This is a genomic window from Streptomyces sp. HUAS 15-9, assembly GCF_025642155.1.
Lineage (GTDB): Bacteria > Actinomycetota > Actinomycetes > Streptomycetales > Streptomycetaceae > Streptomyces.
This window is the reverse complement of record NZ_CP106798.1, coordinates 2652131-2674197: the sequence shown is the minus strand read 5'-3', so window position 1 is coordinate 2674197 and position 22067 is coordinate 2652131. Positions and strand designations below refer to the sequence as shown.

Annotated in this window: 21 protein-coding genes; 9 read left to right on the top strand and 12 right to left on the bottom strand. The window is 71.3% G+C overall.

The annotated features are described in order from the left end of the window. Window positions 1–120 precede the first annotated feature (120 nt). The gene (locus N8I87_RS12265; RefSeq protein WP_263208253.1) at window positions 121–1599 is read left to right on the top strand and encodes a glycosyltransferase family 39 protein; all 1479 of its coding nucleotides are present in this window, start codon (window positions 121–123) and stop codon (window positions 1597–1599) included. A gap of 391 nt (window positions 1600–1990) precedes the next feature. On the opposite strand, the gene N8I87_RS12260 is transcribed toward N8I87_RS12265, so the two are convergent. Then, window positions 1991–2284 carry a hypothetical protein gene (locus tag N8I87_RS12260; protein WP_263208251.1) on the bottom strand — a complete coding sequence of 98 codons (294 nt, stop codon included), beginning with the start codon at window positions 2282–2284 and terminating at the stop codon, window positions 1991–1993. A gap of 453 nt (window positions 2285–2737) precedes the next feature. After that, window positions 2738–3175, bottom strand: a complete 438-nt coding sequence (locus tag N8I87_RS12255; protein WP_263208250.1) for an ATP-binding protein — start codon at window positions 3173–3175, stop codon at window positions 2738–2740. A gap of 92 nt (window positions 3176–3267) precedes the next feature. On the opposite strand from N8I87_RS12255, the gene N8I87_RS12250 reads away from it, so the two are divergent. Both N8I87_RS12250 and N8I87_RS12245 read left to right on the top strand, forming a co-directional pair. Further along, on the top strand, window positions 3268–4116 hold the full coding sequence (locus N8I87_RS12250) for a helix-turn-helix domain-containing protein (RefSeq protein ID WP_263208248.1): 849 nt from the start codon (window positions 3268–3270) through the stop codon (window positions 4114–4116). Beyond that, a complete protein-coding gene (locus N8I87_RS12245; protein ID WP_263208246.1) occupies window positions 4076–4426 on the top strand; it encodes a DUF397 domain-containing protein in 351 nt (116 codons plus the stop codon). Before N8I87_RS12250 ends, N8I87_RS12245 begins: the two co-directional genes overlap by 41 nt. On the opposite strand, the gene N8I87_RS12240 is transcribed toward N8I87_RS12245, so the two are convergent. Next, window positions 4410–5579: a steroid 3-ketoacyl-CoA thiolase gene (locus N8I87_RS12240; RefSeq protein WP_263208245.1), complete on the bottom strand. Its 1170-nt coding sequence runs from the start codon at window positions 5577–5579 to the stop codon at window positions 4410–4412. The two genes, N8I87_RS12245 and N8I87_RS12240, sit on opposite strands and share 17 nt — an antisense overlap. Window positions 5580–5845: 266 nt before the next feature. Between N8I87_RS12240 and N8I87_RS12235 the strand changes: the two genes are divergently transcribed. Continuing rightward, window positions 5846–7084 carry a cytochrome P450 gene (locus N8I87_RS12235; protein WP_263208244.1) on the top strand — a complete coding sequence of 413 codons (1239 nt, stop codon included), beginning with the start codon at window positions 5846–5848 and terminating at the stop codon, window positions 7082–7084. Window positions 7085–7184: 100 nt separating this feature from the next. Here the strand turns inward: N8I87_RS12235 and N8I87_RS12230 are convergent, their stop codons facing one another. From N8I87_RS12230 to N8I87_RS12195, 8 genes are all read right to left on the bottom strand, one after another. Next, window positions 7185–7874, bottom strand: a complete 690-nt coding sequence (locus N8I87_RS12230; protein ID WP_263208242.1) for a YoaK family protein — start codon at window positions 7872–7874, stop codon at window positions 7185–7187. 124 nt (window positions 7875–7998) lie between these two features. Next, window positions 7999–8415 carry an aggregation-promoting factor C-terminal-like domain-containing protein gene (locus N8I87_RS12225; protein ID WP_263208240.1) on the bottom strand — a complete coding sequence of 139 codons (417 nt, stop codon included), beginning with the start codon at window positions 8413–8415 and terminating at the stop codon, window positions 7999–8001. 350 nt (window positions 8416–8765) lie between these two features. Continuing rightward, complete coding sequence (locus N8I87_RS12220; RefSeq protein ID WP_263208238.1) at window positions 8766–9584, bottom strand: ECF transporter S component; 819 nt, start codon at window positions 9582–9584, stop codon at window positions 8766–8768. After that, window positions 9581–11257 (bottom strand): ABC transporter ATP-binding protein, encoded by a 1677-nt coding sequence (locus tag N8I87_RS12215; RefSeq protein WP_263208237.1) that lies wholly within the window; start codon window positions 11255–11257, stop codon window positions 9581–9583. The genes N8I87_RS12220 and N8I87_RS12215 overlap by 4 nt, the downstream gene beginning before the upstream one ends. Next, window positions 11254–12384: a CbiQ family ECF transporter T component gene (locus tag N8I87_RS12210; protein ID WP_263208235.1), complete on the bottom strand. Its 1131-nt coding sequence runs from the start codon at window positions 12382–12384 to the stop codon at window positions 11254–11256. Before N8I87_RS12210 ends, N8I87_RS12215 begins: the two co-directional genes overlap by 4 nt. Beyond that, window positions 12377–13018, bottom strand: coding sequence for an SCO2322 family protein (locus N8I87_RS12205; RefSeq protein WP_263208233.1), 642 nt, complete (start codon window positions 13016–13018; stop codon window positions 12377–12379). Before N8I87_RS12205 ends, N8I87_RS12210 begins: the two co-directional genes overlap by 8 nt. Continuing rightward, window positions 13015–14247, bottom strand: coding sequence for an SCO2321 family membrane protein (locus tag N8I87_RS12200; RefSeq protein ID WP_263208231.1), 1233 nt, complete (start codon window positions 14245–14247; stop codon window positions 13015–13017). The genes N8I87_RS12205 and N8I87_RS12200 overlap by 4 nt, the downstream gene beginning before the upstream one ends. A 314-nt stretch (window positions 14248–14561) precedes the next feature. Next, a complete protein-coding gene (locus N8I87_RS12195; protein WP_263208229.1) occupies window positions 14562–15626 on the bottom strand; it encodes a Strvi_7410 family MBL fold metallo-hydrolase in 1065 nt (354 codons plus the stop codon). Between the two features lie 171 nt (window positions 15627–15797). Between N8I87_RS12195 and N8I87_RS12190 the strand changes: the two genes are divergently transcribed. Both N8I87_RS12190 and N8I87_RS12185 read left to right on the top strand, forming a co-directional pair. After that, a complete protein-coding gene (locus N8I87_RS12190) occupies window positions 15798–17255 on the top strand; it encodes an aldehyde dehydrogenase (protein WP_263208227.1) in 1458 nt (485 codons plus the stop codon). A gap of 3 nt (window positions 17256–17258) precedes the next feature. Further along, window positions 17259–17492, top strand: coding sequence for a ferredoxin (locus N8I87_RS12185; protein ID WP_263208225.1), 234 nt, complete (start codon window positions 17259–17261; stop codon window positions 17490–17492). Window positions 17493–17964: 472 nt separating this feature from the next. On the opposite strand, the gene N8I87_RS12180 is transcribed toward N8I87_RS12185, so the two are convergent. Next, the gene (locus N8I87_RS12180; protein WP_263208223.1) at window positions 17965–18609 is read right to left on the bottom strand and encodes a TetR family transcriptional regulator; all 645 of its coding nucleotides are present in this window, start codon (window positions 18607–18609) and stop codon (window positions 17965–17967) included. Window positions 18610–18829: 220 nt separating this feature from the next. Here N8I87_RS12180 and N8I87_RS12175 point away from each other — a divergent pair, with 220 nt between their 5' ends. The 3 genes from N8I87_RS12175 to N8I87_RS12165 are packed head-to-tail and all read left to right on the top strand — an operon-like array spanning window position 18830 to window position 22058. Next, the gene (locus tag N8I87_RS12175; protein ID WP_263208222.1) at window positions 18830–20236 is read left to right on the top strand and encodes a glycosyltransferase family 4 protein; all 1407 of its coding nucleotides are present in this window, start codon (window positions 18830–18832) and stop codon (window positions 20234–20236) included. Continuing rightward, the gene (locus N8I87_RS12170) at window positions 20230–20991 is read left to right on the top strand and encodes a class I SAM-dependent methyltransferase (protein WP_263208220.1); all 762 of its coding nucleotides are present in this window, start codon (window positions 20230–20232) and stop codon (window positions 20989–20991) included. The genes N8I87_RS12175 and N8I87_RS12170 overlap by 7 nt, the downstream gene beginning before the upstream one ends. Further along, the gene (locus N8I87_RS12165; protein ID WP_263208219.1) at window positions 20988–22058 is read left to right on the top strand and encodes a prenyltransferase/squalene oxidase repeat-containing protein; all 1071 of its coding nucleotides are present in this window, start codon (window positions 20988–20990) and stop codon (window positions 22056–22058) included. Before N8I87_RS12170 ends, N8I87_RS12165 begins: the two co-directional genes overlap by 4 nt. Window positions 22059–22067 lie beyond the last annotated feature (9 nt).

Genomic DNA, 22067 nt, shown 5'->3' with positions numbered 1-22067 from the left:
CTCACGGTACGCGATGCGGGATTGATAGGCGGGCCGGAAGGCGGCTGACCATCAATGATCCGGCCACTTGACTTCTGCCGACGCCCGTTCCACACCGCTGACGAGAAACAGGAGACGGCCATGTCCACGGCGACACGCGGTAGGTCCATCCGCCCTGCCGCACCACCCCGGCCGCCAGGCGTCCGGGCCGGGACGGCGAGGCACCTCACCGTCCTGGCCCCCGGCGCGCTCAGCGTGCTGCTCGGGCTGTGGGGGATCCGCCGACAGGGCACGCTGTGGCAGGACGAGGCCGTCACCTACGACATGGCTCACCGCAGCCTGCCCGACCTGTGGGCGACGCTCGGCACGGCCGACGTGGTGCATGGCCTCTACTACCTCCTGATGCACGCCGTGTTCCGGCTCTGGGACGGCGGCCTCGTCGCACTGCGGCTGCCGTCGGTGCTGGCCATGGCGGGTGCCACGGTGGGTGTCGCCGCACTGGGCCGACGGCTGGCCGGGGCACGGGCCGGACTCCTCGCCGGTACGGTGTTCGCGCTGCTGCCCGCCGTCCAGCGCTACGCCCAGGAGGGCCGCTCCTACGCCCTGGTGACCGCCCTCGTGGTGGCGCAGACGTGGGTCCTGCTCAGGGCGTGCGCCGAGCGACGCGGCCTCTGGTGGACCGGCTATGCCGCGCTGGCCGTCCTGTCCGCTCTCCTGCACGAGTTCGCGCTGCCCGCTCTCGCCGCGCACGGCACCACCCTGCTCGTGGCCCGGCAGCCGCGTGCCGTCCTGAAGGCGTGGGCGGGAGCGTGCTGTTGCGCGGTGGCGGCGGTCACTCCCCTGGTGCTGCTGAGCATGCGTCAGTCGGGACAGGTCGCATGGATCGAGGTGTCCGTACGCGGCGATGTAGTGAGCTTCCTGCTGATCGCGGGTGCCGGGCCGGCCGCCGCACGGGTGCACCGGCGCGCGGGCGCTCATCGGGCACTCGGCGAACTGGCCCTGCCCCTGCTCCTGGTGCCCCCGGCCTCCCTTCTGCTCGCCTCGGCGATCAAGCCCCTCTACGTCGACCGCTACGTGCTGTACGCCGAGGCCGGTCTGGCCCTGCTCGTGGGTGCCGCCCTCGACACGCTGTGGCGGTCCGTGCGCCTGCGCGCGGTCCTGGCGCTCGCGGCGGCCGCCGCCGTGCTGGTCGCCGTGGGACCCGTGGGAACGCATCTGCGCGGCCCGACGAGCCGCACCGACGATGTCACGGCCGTCTCCGACGCCGTGCGGGACACGGTGGCGCCCGGCGAGGGCGTGCTCTTCCTGCCCGCCAGCCGCCGCGTGTGGTTGCTCGGACAGGGGCCCGCGCCCTACGGCGCGCACGACCTCGCGCTCGCCGCCGCACCGCACTCCTCGCACACGCTCTACGGCACCGAGTTGCCGCCCAAGGACATCCGGAACCGCATGGTGCGCGCCCCACGGATCGTCGTGGTGCGCGAGCCGGCCCGGGAACGCCACGAGAGGAGTGCCCGGGAGGAGATGAAGGAAGCGACGCTGCGCGACCACTTCACGCGATGCGCCCGCAAGACGATCCGCAGCGCGCGGATAGAGGTGTACGAGCGCGGCGACCACTGCTGACCCGGCTTTGAACTCCTCTTTCGAGCAGGCTCGAATGTCCCTCATCTGGTGATCTTAGATCTGGTGGAAATCGTGGCGTCGTGTGAGGATCGAACGGAAGGCGACGGGGGCCGCTGATGACGACCCCCGTATGCGTGTCCGCCGCTGATCCCTGACCAGATCGGCGGTGTGCCGCTAGTCGACAATGGGGGGATCGAGTGATTTCCGTCCGTCTGACCTCTGACGCTCTCGTGGCCGCCAGATTCGTTGTTTCCCCGCTGGCCCAGATCGGATTTCTGCTCAATTTCGGGCTGGTCACCGGCGGTGGCTACCGGCTGGAACAAGTCGTCCGTGAAACCCTCATGCGCCAGGACGGGGGTCTGCTCATGGCATTACGGCGCGTCAAACGAAGCTACGTTCCCGGATTCCTGTTCGCGAGCGCGGAGAGCCACGGCACACTCGAAGAGGAACTGCACACGGTGGCCTCGACACCGCCTCGGGTGGTCGCGCACCAGATGGGGAGGTTCCTGGAGTCGGCGCGGGCCGGGAAGGGTTCGGACCCGGCCGAGTTACGGAAGATCGCGGACGCCCTGGAAACCGGAGAGCAGGCCTTCGCCCAGCGGATCGCCCGTGAGCTGAGCCGGTTCTGGTCGGCCAGCGTGTCGGCGCGATGGAACGCGATGCGCGAGGTGGCGGAGGCCGACATCCGTCACCGCGCGGCATCCGTGGTCGAGCGAGGGCTGGCCGACACACTGAACTCCCTTCATCCAGCCCTCACTTACGGTTCCGGTGCACTGCGCCTTCAGGACCCGCACACATTGCAGGTGCTCGAGAGCACGAGATTCACCCTGTGTCCCTCACCGCTGGCGACGACGTGGCTCATCCGCAATGACCCATGGGGTGAGGACGGCACCCACCTCACCTATCCGGTGTCCGGCACCAAGGGCGGTGCTCCCATGGAGGATCCGGGTCCGGTGGACTCGCTGGGCCAGGTCATCGGACAGGCCCGCTTCCTCCTCCTGGCCGACCTGGGCAGCCCCCGGATCACGACGGAACTCGCCGAGCGGCACCATCTGACCGCGTCGACAGTGTCGTACCACCTGGGCCGGCTGCACCGGGTGGGACTGCTCGGCCGGACACGCGAAGGCAACAGGGTCTACTACCAGCGCACTCCCGAGGGCGACCGCCTCGTCGCCTGCGGCGACTCCCCGCACTCGAACCAGACGGTCTTGCCGCCGAGGACGCCCGGTGACACCCCCCACTTGTCGACCACGGCGTCCAGCAGGGCGAGGCCGCGACCGCCCTCCGCCTCCTGGTCCAGGACGAGGCCGAGAAGCGGGAGCGGGACCTGAGCGGAACCGTCGGTCACCTCCACCCGGACCGACGAGGCCAGCCGCAGCACGGCGATCGAGCAGCGGCGGTCCGGGACGTGCCGTACGACGTTGGTGACCAACTCGCTCACGCCCAGCTCCAGGGCGTCGGTGAGATGCGTGAGCTCCCAGTCGTCCAGCAGCGAGCGGACGATGCGGCGGATGTGCCGTACCGAGTGGTCGCTGGCGGTGAGACTCATGCGGTAGTGGGGGAGGTGGTAGTTCACGGTACGAGACTGACCTCGCGCGACTACGCTGGGCTACGGAACGGATACAACCGGTCCCGCCGTGGGCCGAGTTGCGCGAGAGGGGACCGTACGTGACCCACATCAACGTCCTCGACCCGGGCGCCTCCGCGCTCGACTACTACGGCTTCGAGCTGCGTCGGCACCGCGAGGCGGCGGGGCTGACACAGAAACAGCTCGGCGACATCATCAACTACACGGGGTCGCTTGTCGGCCAGATCGAGACGGCCCGGAAACTGCCGACGCCGGAGTTCAGCGAGCGGGCGGATGTGGCGCTGGGGACGGGTGGGTTACTGTCCCGGCTCGTCGTTCTGGTGATGCGGAGTCAACTTCCGGCGTGGTTTCAGCAGGTGGCGGAGTTGGAGGCGCGGGCGACGGAGATCGGCACGTTTCACACTCACATGGTCCATGGCCTGCTGCAGACCGAGCCATACGCACGCGCGGTGCTCGGCACGATGGATCAGTGCAGGTTGGACGACCGGGTAGCCGTGCGACTGGCGCGCCAGCGCATCTTCGAGAAGGAGGAGCCCCCCGTCTTCTGGGCAATCGTGGGGGAGGCTGCGCTGTACCAGAAGATCGGCAATCAAGAAGCGATGCGGGGACAACTGGCGCGCCTGTTGTCGTTCGTTGACAACCCGCGGATCAACGTCCAGGTGCTGCCGTACTCGGCGGGGGCGCACGCGGGGCTTACCGGCCCGTTCGACCTCTTCCGCTTTCCCGGCGATCCCCCCATCGTCTACACCGAGGGCTACGGCAGCGGGCATCCGTCCGCCAACCCGGACACCATCAAGGACTGTTCGCTCCGTTACGATCATCTCCAGGCCGCCGCCCTCTCCCTCCGGGAATCGGCGGAGCTGATCCGACGGGTGATGGAGGAACGCTATGCAGAGCAACCCGACTCTGACGGGGATCCGGTGGCGTAAGTCCAGCTACAGCAGCGATCAAGGCGGCAGCTGCGTCGAGTGCGCGCCCCTCGGCGTCCTCGCCTGGCGCAAGTCCAGTCACAGCAGCGACCAGGGCGGCAACTGCGTCGAATGCGCCCCCGTCGGCGCCCTGGAGTGGAGCAAGTCGTCGTACAGCAGCGACCAAGGCGGCGACTGCATAGAGATCGCCGAAGCCCCGTGCGCCACCGTAGCCGTACGCGACTCCAAGAACCCCACCGGCCCGGTGGTCACCCTCGCACCCGCCACCTTCACCGCGTTCCTGAACTGGACCGCTACAGCCGCTGGATGATCGTCCCGGTGGCAAGCGCGCCGCCCGCGCACATCGTGATGAGCGCGAACTCCTTGTCCCGGCGCTCCAGTTCATGCAGGGCCGTCGCGATCAGTCGGGCCCCGGTCGCCCCGACCGGGTGCCCGAGGGCGATTCCACCGCCGTTGACGTTGACCTTCGTCAGGTCCTGCTCGAAGACCTGGGCCCAGCTCAACACCACGGAGGCGAAGGCCTCGTTGATCTCGACGAGGTCGATGTCCTTCAGGGACATGCCCGCCTTGCCCAGCACGGCCTTCGTCGCGTCGATCGGTCCGTCCAGGTGGAAGTGCGGGTTGGCTCCGACCAGCGCCTGGGCGACGATCCGGGCCCGGGGTCGAAGCTTCAGTGCCCGCGCCATCCGTTTGGACGCCCACATGATCGCGGCCGCTCCGTCGGAGATCTGCGACGAGTTGCCCGCCGTGTGCACGGCCGTCGGCATGACCGGCTTCAGCCCGGCCAGCGCCTCCATCGACGTGTCCCGGAGCCCCTCGTCCTTGTCGACGAGCCGCCACATGCCCTGCCCGGCGTGCTGTTCCTCTTCCGTGGTGGGCACCTGGACGGCGAACGTCTCCTTCTTGAAGCGCTCCTCGGACCAGGCGACGGCCGCCCGCTCCTGCGAGAGGAGGCCGAGGGAGTCGACGTTCTCCCGGGTGAGGCCCCGGTGCCGGGCGATGCGCTCGGCCGCCTCGAACTGGTTGGGCAGGTCGACGTTCCACTCGTCGGGGAACGGCTTGCCCGGCCCGTGCTTGGAGCCGGACCCCAGCGGCACGCGGGACATCGCCTCGACACCGCAGCTGATCCCGACGTCGATGACTCCACCCGCGACCATGTTGGCGACCATGTGCGAAGCCTGCTGCGAGGACCCGCACTGGCAGTCCACGGTCGTCGCGGCGGTCTCGTACGGCAGCCCCATGGTCAGCCAGGCCGTACGGGCGGGGTTCATGGACTGCTCGCCGGCATGGGTCACCGTGCCGCCGACGATCTGCTCGACGCAGTCGGCGGGGATGCCGGTGCGGCCGAGGAGTTCACGGTAGGTCTCGCCCAGGAGGTAGGCGGGATGGAGGTTGGCGAGCGCGCCGCCGCGCTTGCCGATGGGGGTGCGTACGGCTTCGACGATCACGGGTTCCGCGGCCATGGGGGGTCCTTCCTCGGTCAACCCGCGCGGCGCGGGGGCGTCCCGGCCCGGCCCGCCACGCAGAACTAGTACGCGTTCTAGTTCTGCTTGAAGTCTGCTGACAGAGCGTCCATCGCCGCAAGGGTCGTGCACCCTCCGAAGTTGCGATCTGCACGACTCCTGCACGCAATTGGGTGCGCCGGATGTCTTGCGACTTGTAGAACCCGTTACTACCTTCGCGGCAACCCTCAATTCCTGATGGACCGTCAGAACGACGGGAGTCGCCGATGCCCTCCTGCCCCGCGCTGCCCGACGGGTTCGACTTCACCGACCCCGATCTGCTGCACCACCGCGTCCCCTTCCCGGAGTTCGCCGAGCTGCGCCGGGCGGAACCGGTCCGCTGGATCCCGCAGCCGCACGGCCTGGCCGGGTTCGCGGACGACGGCTACTGGGCCGTGACCCGGCACGCGGACGTCAAGTACGTCTCCACGCACCCGGAGATCTTCTCCTCCTACCTCAACACCGCGATCATCCGCTTCGGTGAGCACATCGAGCGCGACGCGATCGACGCGCAGCGGCTGATCCTGCTCAACATGGACCCGCCCGAGCACACCAGGGTCCGCCAGATCGTGCAGCGCGGCTTCACGCCACGGGCCATCCGGGCCCTGGAGGAGCGCCTGCGCGCCCGCGCCCATGCGATAGTCCAGGGCGCCCTCGCCCAGTCCGGGCCCTTCGACTTCGTCACCCAGGTCGCCTGCGAACTGCCGCTCCAGGCCATCGCCGAGCTGATCGGCGTACCGCAGGAGGACCGGGCCAAGATCTTCGACTGGTCCAACAAGATGATCGCGTACGACGATCCCGAGTACGCGATCACCGAGGAGGTCGGCGCGGAGTCGGCCACCGAGATCATCGCCTACGCGATGAACATGGCCGCCGAGCGCAAGCGGTGCCCGGCCCATGACATCGTCTCGACGCTGGTGGCGGCCGAGGACGAGGGCAACCTCAACTCGGACGAGTTCGGTTTCTTCGTGCTGATGCTGGCGGTCGCGGGCAACGAGACCACCCGCAACGCCACCACCCACGGCATGCACGCCTTCCTCACCCACCCCGGGCAGTGGGACCTCTACAAGCGCGAGCGCCCGTCGACCACCGCCGAGGAGATCGTCCGCTGGGGGACCCCGGTCAACTCCTTCCAGCGCACGGCCGCGCAGGACACGGAGCTGGGCGGCAAGCAGATCCGCAAGGGGGACCGCGTCGGACTCTTCTACGCCTCCGCCAACCACGACCCGGACGTTTTCGACGATCCCGACACCTTCGACATCACCCGCGACCCCAACCCCCACCTCGGCTTCGGCGGAGGCGGCCCGCACTACTGCCTGGGCAAGTCCCTGGCCGTCCTGGAAATCGACTTGATCTTCAACGCGATAGCCGACGCGATGCCGGGTCTCCGCCTGGCCGGAGACCCCCGCCGTCTGCGCTCCGCGTGGATCAACGGCGTCAAGGAACTCCAGGTCACCGCGGACTGACCCGTTGAACTCGGGCCGACGGCTCCCGGCGCCGCCGGCCCGTCCCGAGGGAGGCAGGTGCACCCCGATCCCTACGCCCCGGCCCCTGCCTCCCCCGCGATCACTCCCTTCCGGAAGCCACCACCGCCAGGACCCCCGACACCGCCGCCGCGATGAGCAGGGCGATCCACAGGTGGTGGTGGAGCACCAGCCAGGCGCCCACCGCGGCGCCCGCCACCATGGCGACCACGGCGGCGACGCGGCGCGCGGCCCGGCGTTCCGTGTTGCTGCCGAGCGGGGACTCGGCGACCAGGCCGGTGAGGGTCATGGTCAGGACCGTGGTCGTCAGGTCGGGCACGCCCAGCTTGCGTACGGTCGCGTTGCGCAGGCCCATCGCGAAGGCGGTGAGGGCGATGAGCGCGTAAGCGGTGCCGCTGCGGTCCGGCATGACGAGGGCGGCCACCGCCGCCACGCCCACCAGCGCCGCCTCCACGGCGAGCGTGATCCGCGTCCGCGTCCGCTGCGACCCGCCGGACCACAGCGTGAGCCGGCCGCCCACCGTCGCGCCCGCCAGGAAGCAGCCCAGCGAGGTCACCGTGTGCGCCACCGAGAAGGCCGGCGCACCGGCCGCGGCGAAGCCGAGGACCACCACGTTGCCGGTCATGTTGGCCGTGAAGACGTGCCCGAGACCGAGAAAGCTCACCGCGTCGATCAGGCCGCTCACCACCGTGAGCACCAGCAGCACCGGCAGCAGACGCACTCCGCGCGCCTCCGGGTCGGGCGTCCGCGCGTCCGGTGCCTCCGTCGTCATGGGTCCTCCGGTCGGCCGGACGATCAGGCTGCTGCCAAGTCCACCACGGGACCGACGCCCGCACATGCGCGCGCACCCCCGCCCGGTACAGGGCGAGGGTGCGGATGCTGAATGAGGGGGCGGCTCAGTACCAGCTGTTGGCCTGCCAGAAGTTCCAGGCGTCGACCGGGCTGCCGTAGCGCGAGTTCATGTAGTCCAGGCCCCACTTGATCTGGGTGGCCGGGTTGGTCTTCCAGTCGGCGCCCGCGGAGGCCATCTTCGAGCCGGGCAGGGCCTGGACCAGGCCGTACGCGCCGGAAGAGGCGTTGGTGGCGGAGACGTTCCAGCCGCTCTCGTGCTCGACGATCTTGCTGAACGCGTTGTACTGCGCGGCGTCCGGGATCATCTTGTGCGCGATCGCCTGGGCGTCGGAAGGCGAGGCGGTGGTGGCGGCCTGGGCGGGAGCCGAGGTCAGCACCATGCCGGTCGTGGCGGCGGCCAGAGCGGCAGCGGTGAGAGCCTTCTTCGGGGAAGCGATGCGGCGGATGAAAGAGACGGACACGGAAAACCTCTTCGTCGGGGACAAGGGGCCGCCGTAGGCCGTCACCGTCACCGTGTGGTGCGCGGTCGGGCCGTACGTCGGCGCCGCGACCCGGGGGTTCGTGGCGCCTTGCGACGTCGTCCAGAGAAGCAGCCCCGAAACCCGCCCGCAATGCCCCCTTTTACTAGTTGTGGCCGCATCGGGGGGAATCGCCGCTTGTGTGGCGTGGGTCTCAAAGTGCAGGTCAGTCGGGGTGCGCAGTCGGGCATATCGGACAAGTCGTCCTACGAACGGGCATCGTAGGTGACCTGCGTCATGTGGGGTGCTTCACCGCCCCGCCGACGGTCCGCGCACACGCCCTCACCCAGGGGTCACCGGGCCGGCGGGTCGAATGTGACCGCGGTCTCGAAGGCGGCCCGGCGGGTGGCCCGGCGCAGCGCCCTCAGGAGCGCGGGGCCGAGCGTCAGGGTCAGTACGACCGTGCAGAGGGCCCGGCCCAGATCCCAGCCGAGGGACGTGGCCAGGCAGTACGCGACGAAACGGGCCAGGTTCGCGGGGACCGCGGCGTGCGGGTCGAAGGCGATGCCCGACGCGAGGGCGCCCATGAAGGGCCAGCCCGAGAGATTCATGACCGTGCCGTAGGCGAAGGCGGCGAGGAAGCCGTACAGGGAGAGCAGCGCGAGCTCGCCGCGGCCGCGCAGCCGGTCCGGCCCCGGGAGCAGCCCCGCGCCCATGGTGAACCACCCCATGGCGAGCATCTGGAACGGCATCCAGGGGCCCACCCCGCCCGTGAGCAGCGCCGACGCGAACATGGTGATGGAGCCCAGGACGAAGCCGAATCCCGGGCCGAGGACCCGTCCGCTGAGCACCATCAGAAAGAACATGGGCTCGATCCCGGCGGTACCCGCGCCGATCGGCCGCAGCGCCGCCCCGGTCGCCGCCAGCACCCCCAGCATGGCGACGGCCTTCGCCCCGAGCCCCGACTCGGAGAGCGTCGCGGCCACGACCGCGACGAGCAGGACCAGCAGACCGGCGAAAAGCCAGGGCGCGTCCTGGGCATGGGCGCTGAGCTGCGAGGTGGGCGGGGCGAGGAACGGCCACCCGAAGGCGACCACCCCGACCGCGCCGACCAGGGCGAGGGCGGTGGTGGAGCGGGGGCCGAGGCGGATGGGCCGGGCCTGCGGGGTCATGCCAGTGCCTCCCGTACCTGGGCGGCCGTGAGCCACTGCTGCGGGGCCAGGATCTTGGTGACCTGGGGCGCGAAGGACGGGGACGAGACCACGATGTCGGCCGTGGGACCGTCGGCGATGACCTCCCCCTCGGCGAGCAGGACGACCCGGTGGGCGATCTCGGCCGCCAGCTCCACGTCGTGCGTGGCCAGCACGATGGCGTGGCCCTCGGCGGCGAGCCGGCGCAACACGGTGACCAGACGCGCCTTCGCCGCGTAGTCCAGACCGCGGGTCGGCTCGTCCAGCAGGAGCAGCGGAGGGCGGGCGGTGAGCACGACGGCCAGGGCGAGCGCGAGCCGCTGGCCCTCGGAGAGATCGCGCGGATGCGTGTCGTCACCGATGCCGGGCAGCAGACCGGAGACCAGCGCACGGCACGTGCCGGGCTCGGCCCGCGCGTCCCGGTCGGCGGCCGCGCACTCGGCGGCGACCGCGTCCGCGTACAGCAGATCGCGGGGTTCCTGCGGCACCAGGCCGACGCGGCGGACCAGCTCGGGGGGAGCGGTGCGGTGGGGGACGGCGCCGCCCACCCGGACCGATCCGGCCGACGGTTCGACGAGCCCGACGAGCGCGCTCAGCAGCGTGGACTTCCCGGCGCCGTTGCGTCCCATGAGGGCGACCGTCTCGCCGGGGGCGACGCGGAGGTCCACATGCCGCAGCGCGTCCACGCGGCCACGCCGGACGGCGAGCGAACTGACCTCGGCGACCTGCGGGGACGTGGCCTCGGGGGTGCGCCGGCGCAGGAAACGGCGGGGGGCGGGGACACGGGGCGCGGGCACGGTCGCGGCCGCCGCTGTCGCTGTCGTGTGCGGCGCCTCCCGCCCGCTGAGCTGGTCCCGTAGTTCTGTTGCCCGCCGACGCGCGTCCCGCACGGTCAGCGGCAGCGGGGACCAGCCCGCCAGCAGGCCCAGGTCCACCACCGGCGGATACACCGGGGAGACGGCCATCACCTCGGCCGGGCTGCCCAGGACCGGCGCGGCGCCCGGGGCGGGCAGCAGGGCGACCCGGTCGGCGTACTGGATCACCCGCTCCAGCCGGTGCTCGGCCATCAGGACGGTCGTACCCAGGTCGTGGACAAGACGCTGGAGCACGGCGAGCACCTCCTCCGCGGCCGCCGGGTCGAGCGCGGAGGTCGGTTCGTCGAGGACCAGCACCTTGGGGTGCGGGGTGAGCACGGAGCCGATCGCGACGCGCTGCCGCTGGCCGCCGGAGAGGGTGGCGATGGGCCGGTCGCGCAGGTCGGCGAGGCCCAGCAGATCGAGGGTCTCCTCGACCCGGCGCCGCATCACCTCCGGCGCGAGCCCCAACGACTCCATCCCGTAGGCGAGTTCGTCCTCGACCGTGTCCGTCACGAAGTGCGCGAGCGGATCCTGGCCCACCGTGCCGACGACATCGGCGAGTTCGCGCGGCTTGTGCGTACGGGTGTCCCGGCCGGCGACGGTGACACGGCCGCGCAGGGTGCCGCCGGTGAAGTGCGGGACGAGCCCGCTGACCGCGCCGAGCACGGTGGACTTCCCGACCCCGGACGGGCCGACGAGCAGCACGAGTTCACCCTCGGGGACCTCGAAGTCCAGGCCCTGGACGACGGGTTGGGCCGCGTCCTCGTACGTCACGGAGACATCCTCGAAGCGGATCACGACGGCTCCTTGGGGACGATGAAGGCGGGGAGCAGAGCGAGCAGCACGGCGGCCGCGGGCCACAGCGGGAGGGCGGGCGCGGTGAGGGGGACGACGCCCGGGTGCAGGGCTTCCGGATCGCTCGCGGACGCCAGGGCGAGCAGCGCGGCGACCGCGGCACCGGAACCGGCGACCAGCCAGGCGCGCAGGTCCCAGGGGTCGGGGCGGTAGCGGGTGCGCAGGGTGCGGCGGCCACCGAGGCGCAGGCCCGCGAGGGCGGCGGCGACTCCGGCGAGCAGGACCGGCAGGCCGTACGTGCCGCCCTCGGCGGTCAGCAGTCCGTACGTTCCCGCGCAGACGCCCAGCAGACCGCCGAGGGTGAGCGCGGTGGTCGTACGGCGGACCGGGGCGGGGACATCGGCACTGCGGCCGTAGCCGCGGGCGTCCATCGCGGCGGCCAGGGCGACCGAACGCTCCAACGCGCCCTCCAGGACCGGGAGTCCGACCTGCAGCAGCCCGCGTATGCCACGGTCCGGGCGGCCGCGCAGGCGGCGGGCGGCGCGCAGCCGCTGGACGTCGGCGACGAGGTTCGGGGCGAACGTGAGGGCGACGACCACGGCCACGCCCATCTCGTACAGCGCACCGGGCAGGGACTTCAGCATCCGGGCCGGGTTGGCGAGGGCGTTCGCCGCGCCGACGCAGATCAGCAGCGTGGCCAGTTTCAGACCGTCGTACAGCGCGAAGACGAGCGCCTCCGCCGTGACCTCACCGCCGAGCCGGATGCCCTGCGCCCAGTGGGGGAGGGGGACTTCGGGGAGCGTGACGAGGACGTGGGTGCCTGGGATGGGGGAGCCGAGGAGCAGGGCGAAGGCGAGGCGGATGAGGAGGACGGCGAGGGCGAGTCTGGCGAAGGCGGAGTAGGAGCGGGACCAGGGGGCCGCGGTGCGGTGGGTGGCGACGACGTAGCCGGACGCGGCGATGAGGAGGGCGAGGAGGAGGGGGTTGGTGGTGCGGGTGGCGGCGGTACCGAGGGCGAGGGACCAGAGCCACCAGGCGCCGGGGTGCAAGGCGCTGCGGCGCTTTTGCCGGGGGGTTGGGACGCTCACCGGCGCCGACGCCGACTGCCCGCGGCGAGGGCGGCTATGCATTCCTGCGGCGCCGTGCCTGCCACACCGCTGCGGCTCCCAGGAGCACCACCACGCCCACCCCGGCCAGCAGTCCCACCGATGGGCCGTGATGATCCGTTGACGTCGCCTTCTCCGCGGGGGCCTTCTTCTCCGCGCTCACCTGTTCCCCGCACCCCTTCTGCGGATAGCCCGAGATCGCGCACAGCAGGGCGTTGGTGTCGTAGCGAAGGGGCTTGGCGACCGCGGCCAGGGCCTCGGCCGTTGTCGCGTCGGGGGACACGCGGGCGCAGGCCGTTCGCCGGGTCGGCGGAGTCTCGCCGGACGGGGCGTCCGCAGACGTACCGAAGTCGATGACCAGCGCCACCCGCTTCTTTCCCTTGGCGGCGGGTGTGGCGGAGCAGATCGTGTCGAAGTCCGCCGTGCCGCGCGGACGGGTGGCGTCGGAGGAGGCCGCGCTCACCGCGAAGCGGAAGCCCTGCACGTCCCCGTCGACGGGACGGGCCGTCGACGGGCCCTGGGTGGCGTACGTCCAGCGGTGGCCGTCGCGTTCCCAGAAGGACCAGTAGCGGTATCCGACGGCCTCGGCCTGGCCCGCGGACGCCCAGAGGACGAGCGCGGCCATCAGCAGCGGCACGGCACGGCGGACGGCGGTCACGGCTGCTGCCGCTTCCTGCGGCTGCTGATCAGGAAGCCGATGCCGATGCCCGCGACCAGACCGGTGCCGACGATCCACCAGACGCCGTGGTCCGAGTCGGAGTCGTCAGGCTTCGGGACCTCGGCTCCGGTGGGCTTCTTGGGCAGCTGCGGGGCCGGCCCGGTCGCGTTGAGCGCCTGAACGAGGTTCGTGCCGCCGAAGCCGAACGGGTTCTTGCCCATGGCGTGGGCGGCGAGGATCAGCTCGGCGTAGGCGGCCGGGCCGCTCTGCTCGGCCCAGGGGAGGGCGTTCTTCTCCAGCCAGGCGTACGGCTTCTCCGCCTCCGTCTTCCAGCCCCGCGCGGCGAGCGCGACGACCGCGTCGGCGGTGTTGCCGTAGTCGGGCTGGTCCTTGGCGCCGGGGAGCGCGGACTTGAGGTGGTCGTCGTTGCGGAGGAGCGTCACCGCCAGGTACGCGGCGCCGTTGCCCGAGACCCCGCGCGCGGTGAGCGGCTTGTCCTTGGCGCACTGTCCGTAGTCGGCCTGCCTCTGCACGGCCGTCGCCACGAACCCCTTGCCGAGGGCGCCCATGACCCCGGCCGCGGTCGCGTCCGCGTTGGCCGCCAGTTCGCCCTTCTTGTCCGGCTGGTAGGCGAGCGCGCCGCCGGCCTTCGCGTCGCAGGGGAGGGACATCTTCGCCAGCAGGTCGTACGGCGACTTGCCGCCCGTGCGGACGCCGGCGGGGTCCTCGCCCGCCGCCGCGAGGGCGCCGATGACGACGGACGTGGAGTTCGTGTCGCTGGGCCCGTGCGGGGTGTAGCCCCAGCCGCCGTCCTTGTTCTGCTGCGACTTCAGCCAGGCCACCGCCTTGCGGATCTCGCTGTCGTGTCCACCGACGGCCTTCAGGGCCTGTGCGGCGGCGGCCGTGCTGTTGGTGTCGACCATGACGCCGCTGTCGCAGGCCTTTGCCGGGTCGGCGCGGAAGGCGGCGAACGCGCCGTTCGCGCACTGCTGCCCGGCCAGCCAGTCCACGGCCTTCTCCGCGGGGGTCACATCCACCGCGCGCTGGGCGATCATCGCCAGCGACTGGCGCCAGACGCCGTCGTACTTCGGGTCCGCGGTGCCGTACAGGCCGGACGGGAGCGCCGTCGACGGGGACGCGGATGCGGACGGGTCGGCGGCTATGGCGGGCGTGGCCGTGCCGATCACGGCGACGGCTCCCAGCACCGCGGCACAGCGGCGTACGTTCATGATCGGCGGGTGCCTCTCCCTGCGGGGAGTCGGGCAGCACGGGACACCCCGGGCGGCTCGGCTCCGTATACCTCGACGGTGCCGTGCGCGGGCGGACCCCGGCGCACGTGAGCCGTTCAACGTCCCGTGCGAGGCGGTCCGGCTCACCGCCCTTACGGCGGTTCACGGTTGCGGGTCAGCGCCGGAATTGCACCGGCTTTCCCCCGTACGGGTGTGATGACGACGCGGTCACTCTACCGGCACGCAAGCGGAGGGCTGAGGGGTGGCTGTGCGCAGGGGGCACTGCCTCCGGGCTCTGTGTCCGAGGTCACGGATCACACCGCCACATACGCCACCGGCTCGCTCCCCGCCACCGCCTCCGCGCGGCCCTGTTTCACCAGGCGGCGGACATGGGCCTCGGCCTCCGAGACCGCGATGGTGCGTGAGGCGTAGGGGATCTGGTCCCAGGGGCGGTTCCACTCCATCCGCTCGGCCAGTTGCCAGGGTGTGAGGGGTTCGACGAGCAGGGCCAGGAGTCCGGCCAGCCGTTCCTCGTGATGTGCCAGCAGGTCCCGCACGCGGGCGGGTGCGTCCGTGAACGTGTGCTGGTGGGCGGGGAGCACCTCGGCGGGGGTCAGGCGGCCGACGCGTTCCAGTGAGTCGAGGTAGTCGCCGAGGGGGTCGGTGACGTCCCCCAAGCTCTCGACTCCGTTCGAGCAGGGGGGACCCCCATTGTCGTCCGGGTCCTCGTACAGGCCGATGTGCGGGGTGATCTCCGGGAGCAGATGGTCGCCCGAGAAGAGGCGTCCGTGGCCGGGGAGCCGGGACGGGTGTTCTTCCTCCAGGTGCAGGCAGACGTGACCCGGGGTGTGGCCCGGCGTCCAGATCGCGCGCAGCCGTCGGCCGGGGAGGGGGAGGAGCTCGCCGGGGACGATCTCCCGGTCGGGCAGCGCGGGGGAGAGGCCGGGGAGGGTGCGGCGCCGGGCCTTGCGCAGTGGGGCAACGTGCTCCTCGGGGGCGCCGGCGGCCACGAGCTTGGCCGCCATGTACGTGAACCAGCGCTCCGGGCGGGTGTCGCGGGTCCGGCGCACGATCGCCGTGTCGGCCGCGTGCATGGCGATCCAGGCGCCGGAGGCCTCCCGCACCTTGCCCGACAGGCCGTGGTGGTCGGGGTGGTGATGGGTGATCACCACGCCGTGCAGCTCGGAGAGGGACGTACCGCAGGCCGTCAGGCCCTCGGCGAGAGTGTCCCAGGAAGTCGGGTCGTCCCAGCCGGTGTCGATGAGGACCGGGCCGCGGTCGGTGTCGACCACGTACACAAGGGTGTGGCCGAGGGGGTTGTCCGGGATCGGGACCTGGAGGGAACGGACGCCGCCACCGTGGTCGTACACGTGCGCCATGGGCTCCCCAATCACCGCGTTTTCGCCACTATAACTAGAACAGGTTTCCATGGGAGCCCGAGTCGACCAACCGGCCCTCGTCGCATCCGTGGACTCCCCCGGACGGAGCTGGTATCAGTTCCCTATCTGATGGATCGTCAGACGTGCGCAGCCCCGGGGAGGCAGTCGGCCATGACCGAGCTCGTGGAACACGGACAGCTGTTCATCGGCGGGGAGTTGACCGACCCCCTGGGCAAGGACGTCATCGAGGTGATCTCCCCGCACACGGAGGAGGTCATCGGCTGTGTGCCGCACGCCTCGCGCGCGGACGTGGACCGGGCGGTCGCGGCCGCGCGCACCGCCTTCGACCAGGGCCCCTGGCCGCGGATGAGCCTGGACGAGCGGATCGAGGTCGTCACCCGGATCAAGGACGCGATCGCCGTCCGGCACGAGGAGATCGCCCGCGTGATCTCCTCCGAGAACGGCTCGCCGTACTCCTGGAGCGTCCTCGCGCAGGCCCTCGGCGCGATGATGGTGTGGGACGCGGCGATCACGGTCGCGCGGAACTTCACGTACGAGGAGACACGCGACGGCGTCCTCGGGAAGATCCTCGTGCGGCGCGAACCGGTCGGGGTGGTCGCGGCCGTGGTCCCGTGGAACGTCCCGCAGTTCGTCGCCGCCGCCAAGCTCGCGCCCGCCCTGCTCACCGGCTGCACGGTGGTGCTCAAGCCGTCGCCCGAATCACCGCTGGACGCCTACCTCCTCGGTGAGATCGCCAAGGAGGCCGGGCTGCCGGAGGGTGTGCTGTCGATCCTCCCCGCCGACCGCGAGGTCAGCGAATACCTCGTCGGGCACCCCGCCGTCGACAAGGTGTCCTTCACCGGCTCGGTCGCGGCCGGCAAGCGCGTGATGGAGGTGGCCTCCCGCAATCTCACCCGCGTGACGCTGGAGCTCGGCGGCAAGTCGGCGGCGGTGGTCCTGCCGGACGCGGACCTCGACACGTCGGTGCCCGGGATCGTCTCGGCGGCCTGGATGAACAACGGCCAGGCCTGTGTCGCCCAGACCCGCATCCTCCTGCCGCGCTCCCGCTACGACGAGTTCGCGGACGCCTTCGCCGCCGCCGCGAGCGCGCTCAAGGTCGGCGACCCGCTGGACCCGGCGACCCAGGTCGGCCCGCTGGTCGCCCGCCGCCAGCAGCAGCGCAACCTCGACTACATCCGCATCGGCCAGGAGGAGGGCGCCAAGATCCTCACCGGCGGCGGACGCCCACCGGGGCTGGAACGCGGCTGGTACGTGGAGCCGACGCTGTTCGGCGACGTCGACAACTCCATGCGGATCGCCCGCGAGGAGATCTTCGGCCCGGTGATCTGCCTGCTCCCGTACGGGGACGAGGCCGAGGCGGTGAAGATCGCCAACGACTCCGACTACGGGCTGTCCGGCAGCGTGTGGACGGCCGACGTCGCGCACGGCATCGACGTCGCACGGCAGGTCCGTACGGGCACGTACTCGGTCAACACCTTCAGCCTCGACATGCTCGGCCCCTTCGGCGGCTACAAGAACTCCGGTCTGGGGCGGGAGTTCGGGCCCGAGGGGTACGGCGAGTTCCTGGAGCACAAGATGATCCACCTCCCGGCCGGCTGGGAGGGCTAGGAGATGGGAGACCGCTGGCACGTCGAGGTCGACCGCTCCGTCTGCATCGGCTCCGCCCAGTGCGTCCACCACGCGCCCGACGCCTTCCGCCTCGACACCGGCCGGCAGTCCCGGCCGGTGGAGCCGGACGCCGACGCGAACGAGCGGGTCCTGGCGGCGGCGGAGAACTGTCCGGTGGAGGCCATCATGATCACGATGCTCGGGAGCGGGGAGCCGGTGTTCCCGCCGGAGGACTGAGAAGTGAAGAAATTTCCTATTTGGGGGGTTCTGTCCTGCGTCATCCGGTCTATACTGATAGTCGGCCTACGGGGCGAGTGAGGGAGTTCGACCGGAGTAGCCGACTCTGGCGTGACGCGTAAAGCATCCGCCGTTGCCGACGTCGACGGTCGGGCTGAGAGGCTCAAAGGTAGTAGTCGGACCTGAGAGCGACCCCCATTACCTGATCCGGGCAATGCCGGCGAAGGGAACCCGTCTCGTAGGTCCTTTTCGTGCGCTCACGCAGGCCCTTCCGGGCGCTCACAGGTCTTCGGGCAGGTGAGCGACCACGAGCGCCACCGCCTCCTCGGGCCGCCTCCTCGGGCCGCCTCCTCGGGCGTCGCGCCCTTGCCGAGAGCGCCGCGGCCCGTCGCTTCGCTGGGCAGGAACTTCAGCGTGCCGCGCCGCCGGGAACGGTTACGCCGTGCGCAGGCGCGGCTCGGCGTCGGGGGCCTCAGCCACGGGTGACCTGCCCGCTCGCCGGATCCGTCAGATCGATCAGGCGGCAGACCGTCTCGATGTCGATCTTGACCTGGGCGATGGAGGCGCGGCCCGACAGCCAGGTGATCAGGGCCGAGTGCCAGGTGTGCTCGATGACGCGGACCGCGGACAGCTGCTCGGGGGTGGGGTTCTCCAGGCCCACCGCGTCCAGGATGATCGCCGTCGTCTGCCGGGAGACCTGGTCGACCTCGGGGGACACGCTGCGGTCCGCGAAGGTCAGCGCCCGGACCATCGCGTCGGCCAGGTGCGGCTCGCGCTGGAGGGCGCGGAAGGCCCGCATCAGCGTCTCCGCCACCCGCTCCGCCGCCGTCTCGCCCGCCGGGGGCTTCTTCCTCAGGGTGCCGTGCATGTGCTCCAGCTGGTCCTGCATGGTGGCGACCAGCAGATGCACCTTGGACGGGAAGTAGCGGTAGAGCGTGCCCAGGGCGACCTGCGAGGACTCCGCGACCTCCCGCATCTGCACCGCGTCGAAGCCGCCCCGGCTGGCCAGCTGCGCGCTCGCGTGCAGGATCCGCCGCCGACGGGCCTCCTGCCGCTCGGTGAGAGGCGGCGAGGCCGGGCGAACGGTACTGGCTTCCACCTTGGCTTGCGCAGGCATGGGTCCCGCTCCGTGACAGTCGGTGAGGGCATCGGTGAGGGCTGTTGATCAGACAGCATGGCAGGGGTCCCGTCGTGGCGCGAATCACCTGATCCACTGCTCACAGTGCCGCTACCTGCCGGTAGATTCAGTGCCTCCTGAACGATCAAGTCTGAAACTTGTTCTACATTAGCGTCCCGACGTAGTCTCGCGGGAAAACGCGGGGAGAAGGGGGCCCAGAGTGACCGCTGAGGCCAGGGAGGCAGGTCCCCGACAGGACCTCGCCGCCGACGGCGAGCGACCGCTCGACATCGCGCTTCTCACCTATAAAGGGAACCCGTTCTGCGGGGGTCAGGGCGTCTACGTACGGCACCTGTCGCGCGAGCTGGCCCGCCTCGGCCACCGGGTCGAGGTCATCGGCTCCCAGCCGTACCCCGTGCTCGACGAGGACGACGCCCACGACGGCCGGCTCGGCCTGACCGAGCTGCCCAGCCTCGACCTCTACCGCCAGCCCGATCCGTTCCGCACCCCGGCACGCGACGAGTACCGCGACTGGATCGACGCGCTCGAGGTCGCGACCATGTGGACCGGCGGCTTCCCCGAACCGCTGACGTTCTCCCTGCGCGCCCGCCGCCATCTGCGGGCCCTGCGCGGCCGGTTCGACGTCGTGCACGACAACCAGACACTCGGCTACGGCCTGTTGGGCGACATCGGCGCGCCCCTGGTCACCACCATCCATCACCCCATCACCGTCGACCGGCAGTTGGAGCTGGACGCGGCCGAGGGATGGCAGCGCCGCTACTCCGTGCGCCGCTGGTACGCCTTCACCCGCATGCAGAAGCGCGTCGCCCGCCGGCTGCCGTCCGTCCTCACCGTCTCCGGCACCTCCCGCCAGGAGATCGTCGACCACCTCGGAGTGCGCGAGGACCGCATCCACGTGGTCCACATCGGCGCCGACACCGACCTGTTCTCGCCGAATCCGGCGGTGCCCCAGGTGCCCGGCCGGATCGTCACCACCTCCAGCGCCGATGTACCGCTCAAGGGCCTGATCTTCCTGATCGAGGCCCTCGCGAAGGTGCGCACCGAGCATCCCGACGCACACCTCGTCGTCGTCGGCAAGCGCGCCGAGGACGGCCCGGTCGCCCAGGCCATCGAGCGGTACGGCCTGGAGGGCGCCGTCGACTTCGTGAAGGGCATCTCGGACGCCGAACTGGTCGACCTGGTCCGCTCGGCCGAGGTGGCCTGCGTACCGTCCCTGTACGAGGGCTTCTCGCTGCCCGCCGCCGAGGCCATGGCCACCGGTACCCCGCTGGTCGCCACCACCGGCGGCGCGATCCCCGAGGTCGCCGGCCGCGACGGGGAGACCTGCCTCGCGGTGCCGCCCGGCGACGCGGGGGCACTGGCCGCCGCACTGAGCAGACTGCTGGGGGACCCGGCGCTGCGGGCGCGGCTCGGCGCGGCGGGCCGTGAGCGCGTACTGGAGAGGTTCACCTGGGCCCGTGCCGCCGAAGGCACGGTGGCCCGGTACCGCGAGGCCATCGCCCGGTCGGCGAGCCCCACCAGCACACCGGTGCGCCCGCAGGCCGCCGGAGCAGCCGTCACCGAAGAACCACTCACCGCCGACCGCGAAAGCAGGGCCTCGTGCTGACCGTCGACTTCTCCCGGTTCCCGCTCGCCCCGGGCGACCGCGTCCTGGACCTCGGCTGCGGGGCCGGCCGGCACGCCTTCGAGTGCTACCGGCGCGGCGCCCAGGTCGTGGCCCTCGACCAGAACGCCGAGGAGATCCGCGAGGTCGCCAAGTGGTTCGCGGCGATGAAGGAGGCGGGCGAGGCCCCGGCCGGCGCGACCGCCACCGCCATGGAGGGCGACGCCCTTGCGCTGCCCTTCCCGGACGAGTCCTTCGACGTCGTCATCATCTCCGAGGTGATGGAGCACATCCCCGACGACAAGGGCGTCCTGGCCGAGATGGTCCGCGTGCTCAGGCCGGGCGGCCGCATCGCCGTCACCGTGCCGCGCCACGGCCCCGAGAAGGTCTGCTGGGCGCTGTCCGACGCCTACCACGAGGTCGAGGGCGGCCATATCCGCATCTACAAGGCGGACGAGCTCCTGGCGAAGGTCCGCGAGGCCGGGCTGCGCCCGTACGGCACCCACCACGCCCATGCCCTGCACTCCCCCTACTGGTGGCTGAAGTGCGCGTTCGGCGTCGACAACGACAAGGCGCTGCCGGTGCGGGCGTACCACAAGCTGCTGGTCTGGGACATCATGAAGAAGCCGCTGGCCACCCGGGTCGCCGAGCAGGCGCTGAACCCGCTGATCGGCAAGAGCTTCGTGCTCTACGCGACGAAGCCGCACCTGCCGACGCTGCCCGAGGTTTCCGAGGTTTCCGAGGCGGCCGCCAAGTGACGACCCCCCGGACAGAACACCTGGTCCTGCCCGGGGTCCTCACCGCCGAGCAGGCTGCCGCGACCGTGCGCGGCATCCTCGCCGTGCAGCGCGAGGACGGCGCGATCCCGTGGTTCCGCGGGCACCACCTGGACCCGTGGGACCACACCGAGGCGGCCATGGCGCTGGACGCGGCGGGCGAGCACGAGGCCGCGGAACGGGCCTACACCTGGCTGGCCACGCACCAGAACGAGGACGGCTCCTGGTTCGCCGCGTACGCGGACGGCGCCCACGACGACGTCACGGACCGCGCCCGCGAGTCGAACTTCGTGGCGTACATAGCCGTAGGCGTCTGGCACCACTACCTCTCCACCGGCGACGACGTCTTCCTCGACCGCATGTGGCCCTCGGTCTACGCGGCGACGGAATGGGTGCTGCGGCTGCAACAGCCCGGCGGCCAGATCGGCTGGCGGCGCGAGGACGACGGCACGCCCACCGCGGACGCGCTGCTGACCGGCAGCTCCTCCATCCACCACGCCCTGCGCTGCGCGCTCGCCATCGCCGAACAGCGCGAAGAGCCGCAGCCGGACTGGGAGTTGGCGCTGGGCGCGCTCCGGCACGCGATCCGACGCCACCCGGAGCGGTTCCTGGACAAGGACCGCTACTCGATGGACTGGTACTACCCGGTCCTGGGCGGCGCGCTGACCGGCACGGAGGCCAAGTCCCGCATGGAGGAAGGCTGGGACCGCTTCGTGGTGCCCGGCCTCGGCGTGCGCTGCGTGATCCCCAACCCCTGGGTCACCGGCGGCGAGTCCTCCGAACTCGCCCTCGCCCTGTGGGCCATGGGCGAGTCAGACCGCGCCCTGGAGATCCTCCAGTCCATCGAACACCTCCGAGACCCCGGCAGCGGCCTCTACTGGACGGGCTACGTCTTCGACGACAACACCATCTGGCCCCAAGAACTCACCACATGGACGGCAGGTTCCCTACTCCTGGCAGTAGCGGCCCTGGGCGGCCACGAGGCCACGTGCGCGGTATTCGGCGGAGAACACCTACCGAGGGGCTTGGACCCGGACTGCTGCACATAACCAGCTCCC

Bases quoted from the DNA above. Each gene is read 5' to 3' on its own strand.
- N8I87_RS12265 (WP_263208253.1), top strand. From the start codon at position 121: ATGTCCACGGCGACACGCGGTAGGTCCATCCGCCCTGCCGCACCACCC.
- N8I87_RS12260 (WP_263208251.1), bottom strand. From the start codon at position 2,284: ATGTCGGCCTCCGCCACCTCGCGCATCGCGTTCCATCGCGCCGACACG.
- N8I87_RS12245 (WP_263208246.1), top strand. From the start codon at position 4,076: ATGCAGAGCAACCCGACTCTGACGGGGATCCGGTGGCGTAAGTCCAGC.
- N8I87_RS12240 (WP_263208245.1), bottom strand. From the start codon at position 5,579: ATGGCCGCGGAACCCGTGATCGTCGAAGCCGTACGCACCCCCATCGGC.
- N8I87_RS12235 (WP_263208244.1), top strand. From the start codon at position 5,846: ATGCCCTCCTGCCCCGCGCTGCCCGACGGGTTCGACTTCACCGACCCC.
- N8I87_RS12230 (WP_263208242.1), bottom strand. From the start codon at position 7,874: ATGACGACGGAGGCACCGGACGCGCGGACGCCCGACCCGGAGGCGCGC.
- N8I87_RS12220 (WP_263208238.1), bottom strand. From the start codon at position 9,584: ATGACCCCGCAGGCCCGGCCCATCCGCCTCGGCCCCCGCTCCACCACC.
- N8I87_RS12210 (WP_263208235.1), bottom strand. From the start codon at position 12,384: ATGCATAGCCGCCCTCGCCGCGGGCAGTCGGCGTCGGCGCCGGTGAGC.
- N8I87_RS12200 (WP_263208231.1), bottom strand. From the start codon at position 14,247: ATGAACGTACGCCGCTGTGCCGCGGTGCTGGGAGCCGTCGCCGTGATC.
- N8I87_RS12195 (WP_263208229.1), bottom strand. From the start codon at position 15,626: ATGGCGCACGTGTACGACCACGGTGGCGGCGTCCGTTCCCTCCAGGTC.
- N8I87_RS12190 (WP_263208227.1), top strand. From the start codon at position 15,798: ATGACCGAGCTCGTGGAACACGGACAGCTGTTCATCGGCGGGGAGTTG.
- N8I87_RS12185 (WP_263208225.1), top strand. From the start codon at position 17,259: ATGGGAGACCGCTGGCACGTCGAGGTCGACCGCTCCGTCTGCATCGGC.
- N8I87_RS12180 (WP_263208223.1), bottom strand. From the start codon at position 18,609: ATGCCTGCGCAAGCCAAGGTGGAAGCCAGTACCGTTCGCCCGGCCTCG.